This is a genomic window from Streptomyces flaveolus (assembly GCF_044765825.1).
Lineage (GTDB): Bacteria > Actinomycetota > Actinomycetes > Streptomycetales > Streptomycetaceae > Streptomyces > Streptomyces flaveolus.
This window is the reverse complement of the sequence record NZ_JBIWKU010000005.1, coordinates 498,458-511,757: the sequence shown is the minus strand read 5'-3', so window position 1 is coordinate 511,757 and position 13,300 is coordinate 498,458. Positions and strand designations below refer to the sequence as shown.

Genomic DNA, 13,300 nt, shown 5'->3' with positions numbered 1-13,300 from the left:
GGCGGTCGCGTCGTACGGGGGTCCGTGCCCCGTGCTACTTCAGCGCCAGCCAGGCCACGGCCGCGACGACCACCACGGCGGCCACGATGCCGATGATCAGGCCGATGCGGGGGCCCGAGGAGGCGACGGGGTCCGCCTGCCGGGCCTGGGGGGCGCCCTCGTCGACGAACGCGCGGAACATCTGGGTGCTGCCTGCGGGGTCGTAATTGCCCTGGGGGCCCTGGTTGTTAGCCATGGGCCGAGACACTAGCGAATCCGCGGGTGGGGCCCAAGTGCGGGGCTCCGCAGACCCGTTGTCGCAGGTCACCGCCACCCACCTGGGTGTTTACTATCGCAATACTTGCCTTTGCCAACTTTTTATGGGCGGGACCCCGTTTTTATTTGCCTGTAGCAACCAACCGCTCCTATGGTTGCCCTAAGCAACGAATGCGGGAGGTGCGCATGGCCGAGAGGGCGCAGTACGAGGAGCTGATCCGCCAGTTCAGCGCCTTCGGCGCCGTGAAACGGGAGCTGGGCCGGATCCTGCCCGCCCACTGCCCCGGCGGCTCGGCCGCCGTACTGACGCTGCTGGGCCGCCATGGCGACATGCGCATGAGCAAGCTCGCGGAGCTGCTCGCCGTGGACATGTCGGTGACCAGCCGCCATGTGGCCCACATCGCCGAGCGGGGCTGGATCGAACGCTCCCCGGACCCGGCGGACAAGCGCTCGCGCATCCTGCGCCTGACGCCCGAGGGCCAGGCCCAGCTGGACGACCTGTCCGAACGGACGACCCAGCTGCTGGCCCACCGCCTGAGCGACTGGTCCGACGAGGAGGTCGGCCAGCTCACCCGGCTGATGGCCAGGCTCAGGGCGAGCTTCGACGACTGCCGGTCCCCCGTGGGCCGGCCCGCCGTACCACCCGCGGTCGAACAGACCACCCGTACACCCGCAGTCACCACGTAAGTAAAGGAAGTCCATGGCAACGACCACACCAGCCGGTGTGCGGGCTCATGCCAAGCACGGGGGAGGCTCCTCCGGAGACGCTCCGATGACGCACCGGCAGATCATGGAGGCGCTGTCCGGGCTGCTGCTCGGCATGTTCGCCGCCATCCTGTCCTCCACCATCGTCACCAACGCCCTGCCCGAGATCATCGGTGACCTCGGCGGCGGCCAGAGCGCCTACACCTGGGTCGTCACCGCCTCGCTGCTGGCGATGACCGCCTCCACCCCCTTGTGGGGCAAGCTCGCGGACCTGGTCAGCAAGAAGGCCCTGGTCCAGATAGCCCTCTGCGTCTACGTCCTCGGCTCCGTCGTGGCCGGTCTGGCGCAGAACCCGGCGATGCTGATCGGTGCGCGTGTCATCCAGGGTCTGGGCGCCGGCGGTCTGTCCGCCCTGGCCCAGATCATCATGGCCGCGATGATCTCGCCGCGTGAGCGCGGCCGGTACTCCGGCTACCTCGGCGCGACCTTCGCCGTCGCCACCGTCGGCGGCCCGCTGCTCGGCGGTGTCATCACCGACACCAGCTGGCTCGGCTGGCGCTGGTGCCTCTACGTCGGCGTGCCCTTCGCGATCATCGCGCTGATCGTGCTCCAGAAGACGCTGCACCTGCCGGTGCTCAAGCGCAAGGTCAAGGTCGACTGGGCCGGTGCCTTCTTCGTCACCGCGGCCGTCTGCCTGCTGCTGATCTGGGTCACCTTCGCCGACGACAAGTACTCCTGGATGTCGTGGCAGACGGGTGTCATGGTCGGCGGCGCGATCGTCCTGACGCTGATCTTCTGCTTCGTCGAGACCAAGGCCAGCGAGCCGATCATCCCGCTGCGCCTGTTCAGGAACCGCACCATCACTCTGGCGTCGATCGCCTCGCTGTTCGTCGGTATCGCGATGTTCGCGGGCACCGTCTACTTCAGCCAGTACTTCCAGCTGGCGCGGGACAAGTCCCCGACCATGTCGGGCGTCATGACGATCCCGATGATCGGCGGCCTGTTCGTGTCGTCGACCGTCTCCGGTCAGATCATCACCAAGACCGGCAAGTGGAAGGGCTGGCTGCTGGCCGGCGGCGTGCTGCTGACGGCGGGCCTCGGCCTGCTGGGCACCATGCGGTACGACACCCCGTACTGGCGCATCGCGATCTTCATGGCGCTGATGGGCCTCGGCGTCGGCATGATGATGCAGAACCTGGTGCTCTGCACGCAGAACCAGGTGGCCCCGGGCGACCTGGGTGCCGCCTCCTCCACGGTGACCTTCTTCCGCTCCCTCGGCGGTGCGGTCGGCGTCTCGGTGCTCGGCTCCGTGATGTCCTCCCGGATCAGCCACTACGCCTCGGACACCATCGGCTCGCTCAGCCCGCAGGAGCAGGCGGCGGCCGCGAAGTCCTCGGGCAGCGGCGCGATCCCCGACATGGACCTGCTGCCCCCGGGCATCCGCAACTGGCTCGAGAGCGCCTACGGGCACGGCATCGCCGACATCTTCCTGTACGTCGCGCCGATCGCCCTGCTCGCCTTCCTGGTGACCCTGTTCATCAAGGAGGTCCCGCTGCGCACCACCGGTGCCCTGGCCCAGGCCGCGGAGTCCGCCGCCGAGACCGCCTCCCCCGTCGCCCCGGTTCCGGCCGAGGCCACCCGGGTCGCCGAGCCGGTTCCGGCCGGTGCGGTGGCCGCCGCGCAGGACGCCGACACCGCCGTTCAGCCCGCGGCCACGCAGCGGCTCGCCGCCGTCGCCACGGCCGCGAGCCCGGAGGCTCCCGTCTCCGGCGGCATCCCGGTCCGCGGCTTCGTCCGCGGCGCGGAGTCCGCGCCGGTCCCGCAGGCCGCCGTCACGCTGATCTCGCTGGCGGGCCGGCAGCTGGGACGGTCGGTCGCCCAGGCCGACGGCTCCTACGCGGTCGACGCGCCGAGCGCGGGATCGTACGTCCTGATCGCCTCCGCCGACGGCTTCCAGCCGCAGGCGTCCACGATCGTCGTCAACGACGAACCGGTCGCCTACGACATCCTGCTCAGCGGCACCAGCGGGCTCACCGGCCTGGTCCGTGCCGCGGAGAGCGGGCAGCCGGTCAAGGACGCGATGGTGATCGTGACCGACGTGCGCGGTGACCTGCTGGCCACCGCCGCCACCGGCGAGGCGGGCGAGTTCGCCTTCGCCGAGCTGGTGCCGGGCACGGTGACCGTCGCGGTGAACGCCGCCGGGTACCGGCCGCGCGCCCTGCCCGTCGAGGTGGGCGGCACCGGTGTCACCCGCGTCGAGGTCGACCTGCAGGCCGGCGCCGAGGTCCAGGGTGTCGTGCGGGCGCCGCACGGTCCGCTGGCCGACGCCCGCGTGACCCTGGTCGACGCGGCCGGCAACGTGGTCGGCACGGCCACCACCGGCTCGGACGGGGCGTACGCCTTCACCGACCTGGACGCCGGTGAGTACACCGTCATCGCGACCGGCTACCCGCCGGTGGCGACGGCCCTCACGGTCGCCGGCCAGGGTGTCGACGACCACGACATCGAGCTCGCCCACCCCGGCGAGTAGCGATACCCCGGCCCGTGGCGGCCCGCGCGCTCCGAGCGGAGGCGCGCCGCCGCCACGGGCCGGTCTCTTTGTGACCGATTTATAAGGCTTCTCGGGCCTATGCAGACCTATGGGCCCGCTTTCTGGGGAGAACAGGGGACAACGGGATGGGACTGACCGCGAGGATCCGTACGCGGGACGGATGGGCCGTGTCGCACGCGGTCGTCACGGTGACCGACATGACCGGCACCCAGGTGCTGCGCGCCGAGGCGGACGCCGAGGGCGCCGTCCGGGACACGACCGAGCTGGCGCCGGGGGCGTACACCGTCATCGTCACGGCCGTCGGCTACGCGCCCGCCGCCTCCAGCGCCATCGTCACCGCGAGCGGCCGGGCCGAGGTCGGCACCGTGACGCTGGCCCGCCAGGGCGGCACCGAACTGCCGCCGCCCGGGCCGTGGACCATCGACCCGGCACACTCCAGCGTGGCCGCGGTCGCCCAGCACCTGGGCATCTCCAGCGTGCACGGCCGCTTCACCGACTTCGCCGGCACGGTCGAGATCGCGCCGGACGACGTCACGAAGTCCCGGGTGGAGGCGGTGATCAAGGCGGCTTCCATCGACACCGGCAACGGCATGCGCGACACCCACCTGCGCTCCGCGGACTTCCTGGACGTCGAGCGGTACCCGGAGATCACCTTCCGGTCCACCGGGGTGACCCAGGCCGGCTCCGACCGCTGGACCGTCCACGGGGAGCTGGGCCTGCACGGCGTCGTCCGCCCGGTCGACCTGGACCTGGCCTACCTCGGCACCGGCGCCGACCCGTGGGGCGGCACCCGGGCGGCGTTCCGCGCGACCACGGAACTGCGGCGCGAGGACTTCGCCATGAACTACAACCAGGTCCTCCAGGCGGGCATCGCCGCCATCGGTACGACGCTCAGGGTCGAGCTGGACATCCAGGCGGTCCAGGGGGAGTCACTGCCGGCCGCGTGAGGCGCCGCCGGACGCCCGGGCCACCAGCTCGTCGCACAGGTCCCGGAGCTTGACGTTCGTGTGCTGCGAGGCCCGGCGCAGCCGTTCCATGGCCCGGTGGGCGTCGATCCGCTCCCGGGCCATGAGGATGCCGACCGCCTGGTCGATGACGCTGCGGGAGATCAGGGCGGTGCGCACGTCGGCCGCCGAGGAACGCTGCCGCTCGATGCGCAGGGCCTCGTTGACCGCGTCGGCGGCCCGCACCGCGAAGGTGCGGGCCGCTTCGCGTCCCTCACCCAGCGAGTCGGGTTCGACGCCGTAGAAGTTGAGCGCGGCGCCCGTCTCGCCCTCGACGGCCAGCGGCAGCGCCAGCACGCAGCGCACCCCGGTGGCCAGCGCGTACTCCGTGTACGCGGGCCAGCGGGTCTCCTCGGCCAGGTCGGGGGAGTAGCGGGGGCTGTCGGTCTCGGCGGCGTCCACACAGGGGCCCGAGCCGTTCTCGTACTGGCGCAGGTCCAGGCCGTTGGGGAGGCCGGAGCTGCCCGCCAGGGTCATCAGCCGGTCGGCCCGGCGCACCGTGACCGAGCAGGCGACGGCGCCGGGCACCTCGCGCACCGCGCGGTCGGTCAGATCGCGCAGCAGGGTGTCGAGTCCCTGACTGCGCGCCAACGCCCGGTCCAGCGTCTCGGGGCTCTCGGGGGTCTGTGCGGTCATGGCCCTACGGATATCCCGTCAACGCCCGTCAACGCCTCGTCACCCGGAGGTGTTGTTCGCGTCGACGATGCGGCGGGCAAGGTCGCGCAGCTTGACGTTCTCCCGCTGCGAGGCCTTGACCAGGGAGTCGAAGGCACCGGCCGCGTCCATGGTCATGCGCTCCATGAGGATGCCGGTGGCCTGGCCGATCAGGTCCCGGGTGCGCATCGCCTCGGTGAGCTGCTCGCGCACGGTCGCCGAGTCAAGGGCGAGGCTGACGTGCGCGGTGAACAGGCGGCCGACGCGGGTGGCGTCCTCGTCGAAGGCGTGCGGCTCGCGTGCGTAGGCCGTCAGCACGGTCAGACGGCGCCGGTCGGCACGCAGCCGCAGGGACAGCGCCGAGCGGAGGCCGAGGTCGGACAGGGTGTTGCCGCCGCCGTCGGCCTCGGTGTCCGCTATCCGCACCACGGGCGTGGTCCACAGCCGCTCCCAGTCCGGGTGCGGTGCACGGCCCGCGTGCCGGACATCGGCCAAGTGCACGACCTCGTCGGTCCAGGCGAGCGTGCGGCACCCGCTGCCGCGCTCGATCTCCGAGATGCCGGCGTGTTCGGCGCCGGGCATCAGGTGCACGGCCAGCTCGACCGCGGTGCGCAGGGTGTTGTCCGCGGTGCCCGTCTCGTGCAGCTGCCGGGCCGCCGTGGTCAGAGCCTCGGCCAGCTCGAATCCCACCGGAAAACGCGGCAAATCGGTAAATTCGGACGCAGACACCACGAACCTCTTCGGCATGCACGGCCATCCGGCCGTGCGCAGGAGAGCTCCGCAGCACATTCCCGACTGCGAGCACAGGACGAACAGCACTTTAGCTGTTCGGTTGCGCGCCGGTGACGCCCGGCCGACGGAGCGGGCGGGCACCTTTCGTGACCCGTCCCCCGCGTGATGGAATGGGGCCCGGGTCAGGAAGCGGCCTTGCCGAAAGCCGGACGGACGTCTGTCAGGTGAGTGACGTGACCTTCCTTCCCCAACCGTGCGAGCCGTGCGATCCGCCCGGCTGCGCCGTGCTGCCGCTGCCGCCGGAGATCGACTACTGCAACGCCGCGGGACTGCTGCCGATGATCATGGCCGCGGTGGACCATCACTCCGCCGGGCTGCGCCTCCTCGTCCTGGACCTGACCGCGACCCACTTCATGGACTCCCAGGGCGTCCGCCTTCTCGAAGAGGTACGCAACCGGCTGGACGGCCGGACCGCGCTGCGGGTGGTGGCCACCCCGAGGAGTGCGCCGAGCCGGATCCTGGAGCTGACGGGCCTGCGCCGCGACGTGCCGGTCCACGACGACCTCGCGGAGGCGGTGCGGGCCGGTGGCGGGCCTTCGGCCTAGGCTGGCGGCATGGCACCGAACATCGCGACCAACACCCGCGTGTCCCTCGACGAGTTGCTGGACTTCGTGCGCCCCCGGCACCGCGCCGTCCTGCTGACCCGGCGGGCCGACGGCAGCCCGCAGGGGTCGCCGCTGACCTGCGGGGTCGACGACTCGGGCCGGATCGTGGTCTCCACCTACCCGGAACGGGCCAAGACGCGCAACGCCCGGCGGGACGAGCGGGTCAGCCTCATCGTGCTCAGCGACGAGTGGAACGGCCCCTGGGTCCAGATCGACGGCACGGCGGAGGTCATCGACACCCCCGACTCGGTGGAGCCACTCGTGGAGTACTACCGCAACATCGCCGGCGAGCACCCCGACTGGGACGAGTACCGGCGGGCCATGGTCGAGCAGGGCAAGTCGATCATCCGGGTGACGCCCGGGACATGGGGGCCGGTGGCGACGGGCGGCTTCCCGGCACGGCTGGCGAAGGACGACTGAGCGGCCGCTGGGCCCTGTCGTCGAACTCCCGTCGTCCGCCCGGAGGGCGGGCCTTGCGGCGTCAGGTGCGGGCTCTCGGCGTGCCGGCCCCTGCCCCTCGTACGGGACGTACCGGGTCAGGGGCCGGTGCGGCGAATGGGGGCACCCCCTCCGGGGGAGCGTGCAGGACGCCGCCAGGCGGACGGGAGTTCGACGACAGGGCCTAGGCGCGCCTCACCATCGCCTCGATGCCCGCGATGAGCAGCTCCAGGGCGAAGTCGAAGTCCCGCTCCAGCATCTCCGCCACGGTGTCGCCGCCGCGGGCCGCCATGATGTCCTGGGACTCCTCGATGACGCCCGCGGTGTCCGGCGACTCGTTCACCGCGCTCATGGAGTGCTGGAAGTACTCGTCCGGGCTCAGGCCGGTGTCCGCCGCGCGGCCGAAGAAGTGGCCCTCGATCGTGCCGTAGCCGTAGACGAACTGGAAGACGGCCGCGATGGCACCGGTCACCCGGTGCGCGGGCAGGCCGGTGCGGCGGATGACGCGCTGTACCGCCCGGGAGAAGGCCAGCGAGTTGGGGCCGATGTTGAGGTAGGTGCCGATGAGCTGGGACAGCCAGGGGTGGCGCACCAGCAGCGCGCGGTTCTCCCCGGCCAGCGTGCGCAGCTGGTCGCGCCAGTCCTCGGCTTCCGGGTCGGGCACCCGCAGCTCGCCGAAGACGGCATCCAGGGCGAGTTCCAGCAGTTCGTCCTTGGTGTCGACGTACCAGTAGACGGACATCGCCGTCACGTTCAGCTCCGCGGCCAGGCGGCGCATGGAGAACTTGGCCAGACCCTCGGCGTCCAGCAGCCGGACGGTGACCTCGGTGATCCGCTCCCGGTCGAGCCCGGACGGCTGCCCGCCGCCCCGCCCGCCGCGGCGAGCCCCGCCCCCGAGCCAGACACTGGCCTTCGGCCCCTGCCGCCCTGCCTTCGCCATGCGCACTCGCCTCGATCTCTCGGTTGCCGGTCATGCTAAGCGCCCCCGGAAGGGGCGCGGGGAACTGCGCGACCAGCCACGAAAGGCCCACACGCGCGCGACGGCGCACTCCACCCGAGCTCCTAGGCGCCGCTCCGCGCCGCCCGCCGCAACAGCACCGCCGCGACCACCCCACCGAGCAGAACGGCCCCCGCCCCCACCAGCTGGCTGCTCTCCACTCCGGAGGAGAACGCGTCGATGACCCGCGCCCGCTCCCCCTCCCCCCGTGCCGAGGCCAGCGCGGCCGGCAACGACGCCGCCGCCACCGGCGCCAGCGCCGCGAACCGCGAGGTCAGCACCGCGCCCAGCACGGCCACGCCCAGACCGTTGCCGAACTCCGCCAACGTGCCGTTGATGCCCGCGCCGATCCCCGCCTTGGCCGGCGGTATCGCGCTCATGATCGCGTGTGCCATGGCCGGGTTGGCCACCGCGCACCCCGCGCCGACCAGCAGCAGGCCCAGCAGCGTGCCGGCGTAGCCCTGGGCGGTCAGCGTGGCGATGACCATCAGGCCGGCGGACATCAGCACCATGCCCAGCAGCACCGACTTCGGCGCGCCCAGCCGGGCCAGCCACTTCGCGCTGACGCCGGAGAAGTTCAACAGCACCACCGTCAGGGCCAGCGGAGCGGTCCGCAGTCCCGCCTCCAGGGGGCCGTAGCCGAGCACGAACTGCAGGTGCTGGGTGAGCAGGAAGAGCGCGCCGCCCATGCCGAAGGTGACCAGCACGGCACCGGCGACCGCGCCGGTGAACCGCTGGTCGCGGAAGAAGTGCAGGTCGAGCATGGGGTACGGGACACGGCTCTCCCAGTACGCGAAGAGCGCGAGGACCACCACGGCGACGGCTGCCGTGGCGAGCACCCTGCCGGACGTCCAGCCGTGCCCGGGGCCGGAGATGATCGCGTAGACCAGGGCGGCCATGCCGATCGTGGAGAGGACGGCGCCGAGCAGGTCGGGGCGGTCGCCCCGCCGGTTCTTCGACTCGGGGACCAGGGCCACGACCGCGACGAGACCCAGCGCCACGACCGGCAGATTGATCAGGAAGATCGCGCCCCACCAGAAGTGGTCCAGCACGAAGCCGCCGATCAGCGGCCCGCTCGCGAAACCGAGCGCGCTGACCGCGCTCCAGATGCCGATCGCCTTCGGGTGCTCCTCGGGCGTGAAGATCTGCATGACCACGGCGAGCGTGGTGGTCAGCAGCAGCGCGCCGCCGACGCCCATGCCGGCCCGGGCGGCGATCAGCTGACCGGCGGTGTCCGCGAGGCCGGCCGCGAGCGAGCCCAGGCCGAACAGGGCCAGGCCCGCGGTGAGCATCTTCTTGCGGCCGTAGCGGTCGGCCGCGCTGCCCGCGGTGAGCAGCAGCCCGGACTGCACCAGTGAGTAGGCGTTGATCATCCACTGGATGTCGGACGTGGCGGCCCCGAGTTCGCCGGTGAGCGAGGGGATGGCCACGTTCAGCACGGTGTTGTCCAGCACCACGGTCAGCTGGGCGAGGCTGATGACACCGAGGATCAGCCAGCGCTGCGGGTGGGCCCGGACCACGGGCCCGGCCGGTGCCTGTTCCTGCGAGGACGTCGTCATGTCTTACAGCGTATAGGGACTCCTTTACGGCGTACAACGCCGTAAAGGAGTCCCTGTCTCTGTTCAGCGTCGGTCGCTCAGCTGCCGCCGGCCGGCTGCGTGAGGTCGTAGAACGTGGCCGAACCCACTGTGACCTTCTTGAAGTTGGCCTCGACCCACGAGGTGATCTGCGACGAGCTGCCGGAGCCGCCGCCCATGCCGCCGCCCATGCCGCCGCCGGAGATGAAGTAGTGGATCCTGCCGTCCTCCACGTACTTCTTGAACTGGGCCGGCGTGGGTGAGGGGTCGGTGCCGTTGAAGCCGCCGATCGCCATCACCGGGTCGCCGGTGCCGAGCTGGTAGCTCGCGGCGTTCTGCGAGCCGATCGCCGCCGCGACCCAGGTGTACCGGTCGGCGTCGGTCTCCAGCAGCTTCTTCGCCTCGGCGTCGACCTCGGCGCCGTTGAGCAGGCCACCCATGCCGCCACCCATGCCGCCCGCGCGGCCGCCCTCGCCGGTGGCGCCGTTCCAGCCGTTCGGGCCCGTCTGGCCGCCGGGGGGCGTCTGGCCGTTCTGGCCGACGCCGGGGAAGCCGTTGCCCGGCTGGTTCCCGCCCGGCGCACCGCCCGGGAAGCCGCCGGTGCCGTTGCCCGGACCGCCCTGCCCCTGGCCCTGGGCCCGACCCGGCGCGTTTCCGCCGTCCGGCAAGGCGCCGCCCCGGCCGCCACCGCCCGGGCCGCCCCTCATACTCGCGCCGGCCGGACCGGCCGTGACGATGGAGCCGCTGTGCCCCTCCTGCACGGTGCTGAGCGTGTACGCGGTCGGCCCGGCCAGCGCCGCCACGACGCCCAGCCCCGCCACCGCGAGGGCGATCCGCCGCCCCAGCCGCCCCACGAAGACGAGCCCGAGCGCGGCGACCAGGCCGCCGACGAGGACCAGCCACCGCAGCCACGGCAGGTAGTCCGGCGTGCGGTTCAGCAGGACGTACCCCCAGGCGGCGGTCGCCGTGACGGCGGCGGCGAGCGCCAGGGACACCCAGATCCGCTCGCGCCGCTCCCACAGGGCCGCCGCGCCCATGCCGACCACGGCCGCCAGGTAGGGGGCGAGGGCCACCGTGTAGTACTGGTGGAAGATGCCCGCCATGTAGCTGAAGACCGCCGTGGTCATCAGCAGCGAGCCGCCCCACACCAGGAAGGACGCCCTGGTGGCGTCGGTGCGGCCGCGCCCGCGCGTGGCGATCAGGCCCGCGACCAGCAGGATCAGCGCGGCCGGCAGCAGCCAGGAGATCTGGCCGCCGATCTCGGAGTTGAACATCCGGTCCCAGCCGGTCTCGCCCCACTGCCCGCCGGCCCCGCCGCCGGGGCCGCCCCCGCCGCCGACGCTGCCGGTCTCCTCGCCGTTGAGCCGGCCGAGGCCGTTGTAGCCGAAGGTCAGCTCCAGGAAGCTGTTGTTCTGCGAGCCGCCGATGTACGGCCGCGACGACGCGGGCCACAGTTCGACGACCGCGACCCACCAGCCGCCGGAGACGACGATCGCGGCGGTCGCCAGCGCCAGCTGGCCAAGCCGCTTCTTCAGCCCGACCGGGGCGCAGACGCCGTAGACCAGGGCGAGCGCGGGCAGGATCAGGAAGGCCTGGAGGGTCTTCGCCAGGAACGCGAAGCCGATCGCGGCACCGGCCCACATCAGCCACTTGGTCCGGCCGTCCTCCAGCGCGCGCACGACGAACCAGCAGGCCACGGACATCAGCAGCGCCAGCAGCGCGTCCGGGTTGTTGAACCGGAACATCAGCGCGGCGACGGGCGTGAGCGCGAGCACCACGCCGGCGATCAGTCCGGCGGCCGGGCTGAAGCGGCGGCGTACGGCCGCGTACACGACGGCGACCGTCGCGACGCCCATCAGCACCTCGGGGACGAGGATCGACCAGGAGCTCAGCCCGAAGATCCGCACCGCCAGCGCCATCGGCCACAGAGCGGCCGGGGGCTTGTCGACGGTGATGGCGTTGCCGGCGTCGAGCGAGCCGAAGAAGAACGCCTTCGAGGACTGGCTGCCCGCCTGCACGGCCGCCGAGTAGAAGGAGTTGGCGTAGCCGGAGGCGCTCAGGTTGTAGAGGTAGAGCAGCGCGGTGGCCAGCAGCAGGCCGAGGAAGGCCGGGCGCACCCAGCTCGGGTCCTCGGGGCGGCCCCGCCACAGTCTGCGGGGCAGGGCCTCGGCGGATGGCCGGGGAGGCCGTGCCGGGGGCGGGGCGCCGCTGTCGGCGGGACGCGCGTCCCCCTCGTACGTCGTCCGGTCGTAGTGCGTCGTCATCGTCCGTCCCTCGGGTCGGTGTCGGCGGGGCGTACCGGCGCCAGTCGCACGGTGGCGTCACCCCGGGGGTGTTCCGCGACGTCGCCGGCGCGGAACGAGGTCGTCGGGCAGGCGGGCGCGGCGTACGGCGTCGCCTCGTGCGGGGCCGCTCCGTACGGGGCCGCCGCGTACGGGCGCGGGTCCGGGGCGGCCGGCGCCTGCGGGGCGGCGGGCGGCGCGTCCGGGAACACCCAGGCGCGGAAGAGCAGGAAGCGCAGCACGGTGGCGGCGAGGTTGGCGGCGATCAGCACCGCCAGCTCGGTGGAATGGGCCGGGTCGGCCGTCGCCGCGCTCAGGGCGGCGAGCGAACCGCTGGTGAGGGCCAGACCGATGCCGAAGACGACCAGCCCCTGCGCCTGATGGCGCACCGCGCGGCCCCGGCCGCGCACCCCGAAGGTCAGCCGCCGGTTGGCGGCGGTGTTGGCGACCGCCGACACCAGCAGGGCCAGCGCGTTGGCGAGCTGGGACCCGGCGAAGACCCGGAAGCCGCTGTAGAGCACCAGGTAGAAGAGGGTGGACAGGACTCCGACGACGCAGAAGCCGACGAGCTGCCGGGCCAGGCCCTGCGGTACGTCCTTGATGTCCCGGTCGCGCGGGTCGTCACCGAACGGCCGGGCCAGCCGGTCCAGCGGAAGCGAACCCGTGGCCAGGGCCTTGCCGACCCGCCAGACGCCCCTGAGGTCGTCGGTCGCCGTCCGCACGATGTGCACGGTGGAGTCCGGGTCGTCGATCCAGTCGACCGGCACCTCGTGGATCCGCAGCCCGGCCCGCTCGGCGAGCACCAGCAGCTCGGTGTCGAAGAACCAGCCGGTGTCCTCCACCAGCGGCAGCAGCACCTGGGCCACGTCCCGGCGGATCGCCTTGAAGCCGCACTGGGCGTCGGAGAAGCGGGCCTGGAGGGAGCCGCGCAGGATGAGGTTGTAGGTGCGGGAGATGAACTCCCGCTTGGCGCCGCGCACGACCCGCGAGCTGCGGGCGAGCCGTGAGCCGATCGCCAGGTCCGAGTGGCCGGAGATCAGCGGGGCCACCAGCGGCAGCAGCGCGTTGAGGTCGGTGGACAGGTCGACGTCCATGTAGGCGAGGACCGGGGCGTCGGAGGCCGACCAGACGGTCCCGAGGGCCCGGCCCCGGCCCTTCTGCTCCAGCCGGGAGGACCTGACCTCCGCGAGCTCCGCCGCCAGCCGCGCCGCCACCTGCGGGGTGGCGTCCGTGGAGGCGTTGTCCGCGACCGTGATGCGGAACGCGTACGGGAAGGTGCGGGTGAGGTGCTCGTGCAGTCTCAGGACGCACGGCCGCAGGTCCTTCTCCTCGTTGTAGACGGGGATCACCACGTCCAGGACAGGCGTACCGGCTCCTGCGGCCGGGAGGTGCTCCCGCGCCGGCAGGGAGCCGGGAGAAGAGTCGGTTCGCATGGGACCG

12 protein-coding genes are annotated in these 13,300 nt (G+C 72.4%); 5 read left to right on the top strand and 7 right to left on the bottom strand.

Translation table 11 applies throughout. The features are described 5' to 3' along the window. Positions 1–34: 34 nt before the first annotated feature. Positions 35–235, bottom strand: coding sequence for a hypothetical protein (locus tag ACIRG6_RS18725; RefSeq protein WP_364675199.1), 201 nt, complete (start codon positions 233–235; stop codon positions 35–37). Positions 236–441: 206 nt separating this feature from the next. Between ACIRG6_RS18725 and ACIRG6_RS18720 the strand changes: the two genes are divergently transcribed. The 3 genes from ACIRG6_RS18720 to ACIRG6_RS18710 all read left to right on the top strand — a co-directional run bounded on the left by ACIRG6_RS18720 (position 442) and on the right by ACIRG6_RS18710 (position 4,458). Continuing rightward, positions 442–942 (top strand): MarR family winged helix-turn-helix transcriptional regulator, encoded by a 501-nt coding sequence (locus ACIRG6_RS18720; RefSeq protein WP_318213489.1) that lies wholly within the window; start codon positions 442–444, stop codon positions 940–942. Between the two features lie 13 nt (positions 943–955). After that, the gene (locus ACIRG6_RS18715; RefSeq protein ID WP_364675203.1) at positions 956–3,490 is read left to right on the top strand and encodes an MFS transporter; all 2,535 of its coding nucleotides are present in this window, start codon (positions 956–958) and stop codon (positions 3,488–3,490) included. Positions 3,491–3,636: 146 nt separating this feature from the next. Continuing rightward, the gene (locus ACIRG6_RS18710) at positions 3,637–4,458 is read left to right on the top strand and encodes a YceI family protein (RefSeq protein ID WP_350723878.1); all 822 of its coding nucleotides are present in this window, start codon (positions 3,637–3,639) and stop codon (positions 4,456–4,458) included. On the opposite strand, the gene ACIRG6_RS18705 is transcribed toward ACIRG6_RS18710, so the two are convergent. Beyond that, a complete protein-coding gene (locus ACIRG6_RS18705) occupies positions 4,441–5,151 on the bottom strand; it encodes a GAF and ANTAR domain-containing protein (RefSeq protein WP_403323598.1) in 711 nt (236 codons plus the stop codon). The two genes, ACIRG6_RS18710 and ACIRG6_RS18705, sit on opposite strands and share 18 nt — an antisense overlap. Before the next feature lie 39 nt (positions 5,152–5,190). Next, on the bottom strand, positions 5,191–5,916 hold the full coding sequence (locus ACIRG6_RS18700) for an ANTAR domain-containing protein (protein ID WP_364675209.1): 726 nt from the start codon (positions 5,914–5,916) through the stop codon (positions 5,191–5,193). Between the two features lie 218 nt (positions 5,917–6,134). Here ACIRG6_RS18700 and ACIRG6_RS18695 point away from each other — a divergent pair, with 218 nt between their 5' ends. After that, positions 6,135–6,506 (top strand): STAS domain-containing protein, encoded by a 372-nt coding sequence (locus ACIRG6_RS18695; protein ID WP_403323597.1) that lies wholly within the window; start codon positions 6,135–6,137, stop codon positions 6,504–6,506. A gap of 9 nt (positions 6,507–6,515) precedes the next feature. After that, positions 6,516–6,986 (top strand): PPOX class F420-dependent oxidoreductase, encoded by a 471-nt coding sequence (locus ACIRG6_RS18690; protein ID WP_364675214.1) that lies wholly within the window; start codon positions 6,516–6,518, stop codon positions 6,984–6,986. Positions 6,987–7,188: 202 nt separating this feature from the next. Here the strand turns inward: ACIRG6_RS18690 and ACIRG6_RS18685 are convergent, their stop codons facing one another. The 4 genes from ACIRG6_RS18685 to ACIRG6_RS18670 form a co-directional block, all read right to left on the bottom strand. Continuing rightward, a complete protein-coding gene (locus ACIRG6_RS18685) occupies positions 7,189–7,944 on the bottom strand; it encodes a TetR/AcrR family transcriptional regulator (protein WP_364819652.1) in 756 nt (251 codons plus the stop codon). 122 nt (positions 7,945–8,066) lie between these two features. After that, positions 8,067–9,560, bottom strand: a complete 1,494-nt coding sequence (locus tag ACIRG6_RS18680) for an MFS transporter (RefSeq protein ID WP_365021005.1) — start codon at positions 9,558–9,560, stop codon at positions 8,067–8,069. Positions 9,561–9,637: 77 nt separating this feature from the next. Then, positions 9,638–11,842 (bottom strand): glycosyltransferase family 39 protein, encoded by a 2,205-nt coding sequence (locus tag ACIRG6_RS18675; protein WP_403323594.1) that lies wholly within the window; start codon positions 11,840–11,842, stop codon positions 9,638–9,640. Next, positions 11,839–13,293 carry a glycosyltransferase gene (locus tag ACIRG6_RS18670; protein WP_403323591.1) on the bottom strand — a complete coding sequence of 485 codons (1,455 nt, stop codon included), beginning with the start codon at positions 13,291–13,293 and terminating at the stop codon, positions 11,839–11,841. The genes ACIRG6_RS18675 and ACIRG6_RS18670 overlap by 4 nt, the downstream gene beginning before the upstream one ends. Positions 13,294–13,300: the final 7 nt, after the last annotated feature.

Bases quoted from the DNA above. Each gene is read 5' to 3' on its own strand.
- ACIRG6_RS18725 (WP_364675199.1), bottom strand. From the start codon at position 235: ATGGCTAACAACCAGGGCCCCCAGGGCAATTACGACCCCGCAGGCAGC.
- ACIRG6_RS18720 (WP_318213489.1), top strand. From the start codon at position 442: ATGGCCGAGAGGGCGCAGTACGAGGAGCTGATCCGCCAGTTCAGCGCC.
- ACIRG6_RS18715 (WP_364675203.1), top strand. From the start codon at position 956: ATGGCAACGACCACACCAGCCGGTGTGCGGGCTCATGCCAAGCACGGG.
- ACIRG6_RS18710 (WP_350723878.1), top strand. From the start codon at position 3,637: ATGGGACTGACCGCGAGGATCCGTACGCGGGACGGATGGGCCGTGTCG.
- ACIRG6_RS18705 (WP_403323598.1), bottom strand. From the start codon at position 5,151: ATGACCGCACAGACCCCCGAGAGCCCCGAGACGCTGGACCGGGCGTTG.
- ACIRG6_RS18700 (WP_364675209.1), bottom strand. From the start codon at position 5,916: ATGCCGAAGAGGTTCGTGGTGTCTGCGTCCGAATTTACCGATTTGCCG.
- ACIRG6_RS18690 (WP_364675214.1), top strand. From the start codon at position 6,516: ATGGCACCGAACATCGCGACCAACACCCGCGTGTCCCTCGACGAGTTG.
- ACIRG6_RS18685 (WP_364819652.1), bottom strand. From the start codon at position 7,944: ATGGCGAAGGCAGGGCGGCAGGGGCCGAAGGCCAGTGTCTGGCTCGGG.
- ACIRG6_RS18680 (WP_365021005.1), bottom strand. From the start codon at position 9,560: ATGACGACGTCCTCGCAGGAACAGGCACCGGCCGGGCCCGTGGTCCGG.
- ACIRG6_RS18675 (WP_403323594.1), bottom strand. From the start codon at position 11,842: ATGACGACGCACTACGACCGGACGACGTACGAGGGGGACGCGCGTCCC.
- ACIRG6_RS18670 (WP_403323591.1), bottom strand. From the start codon at position 13,293: ATGCGAACCGACTCTTCTCCCGGCTCCCTGCCGGCGCGGGAGCACCTC.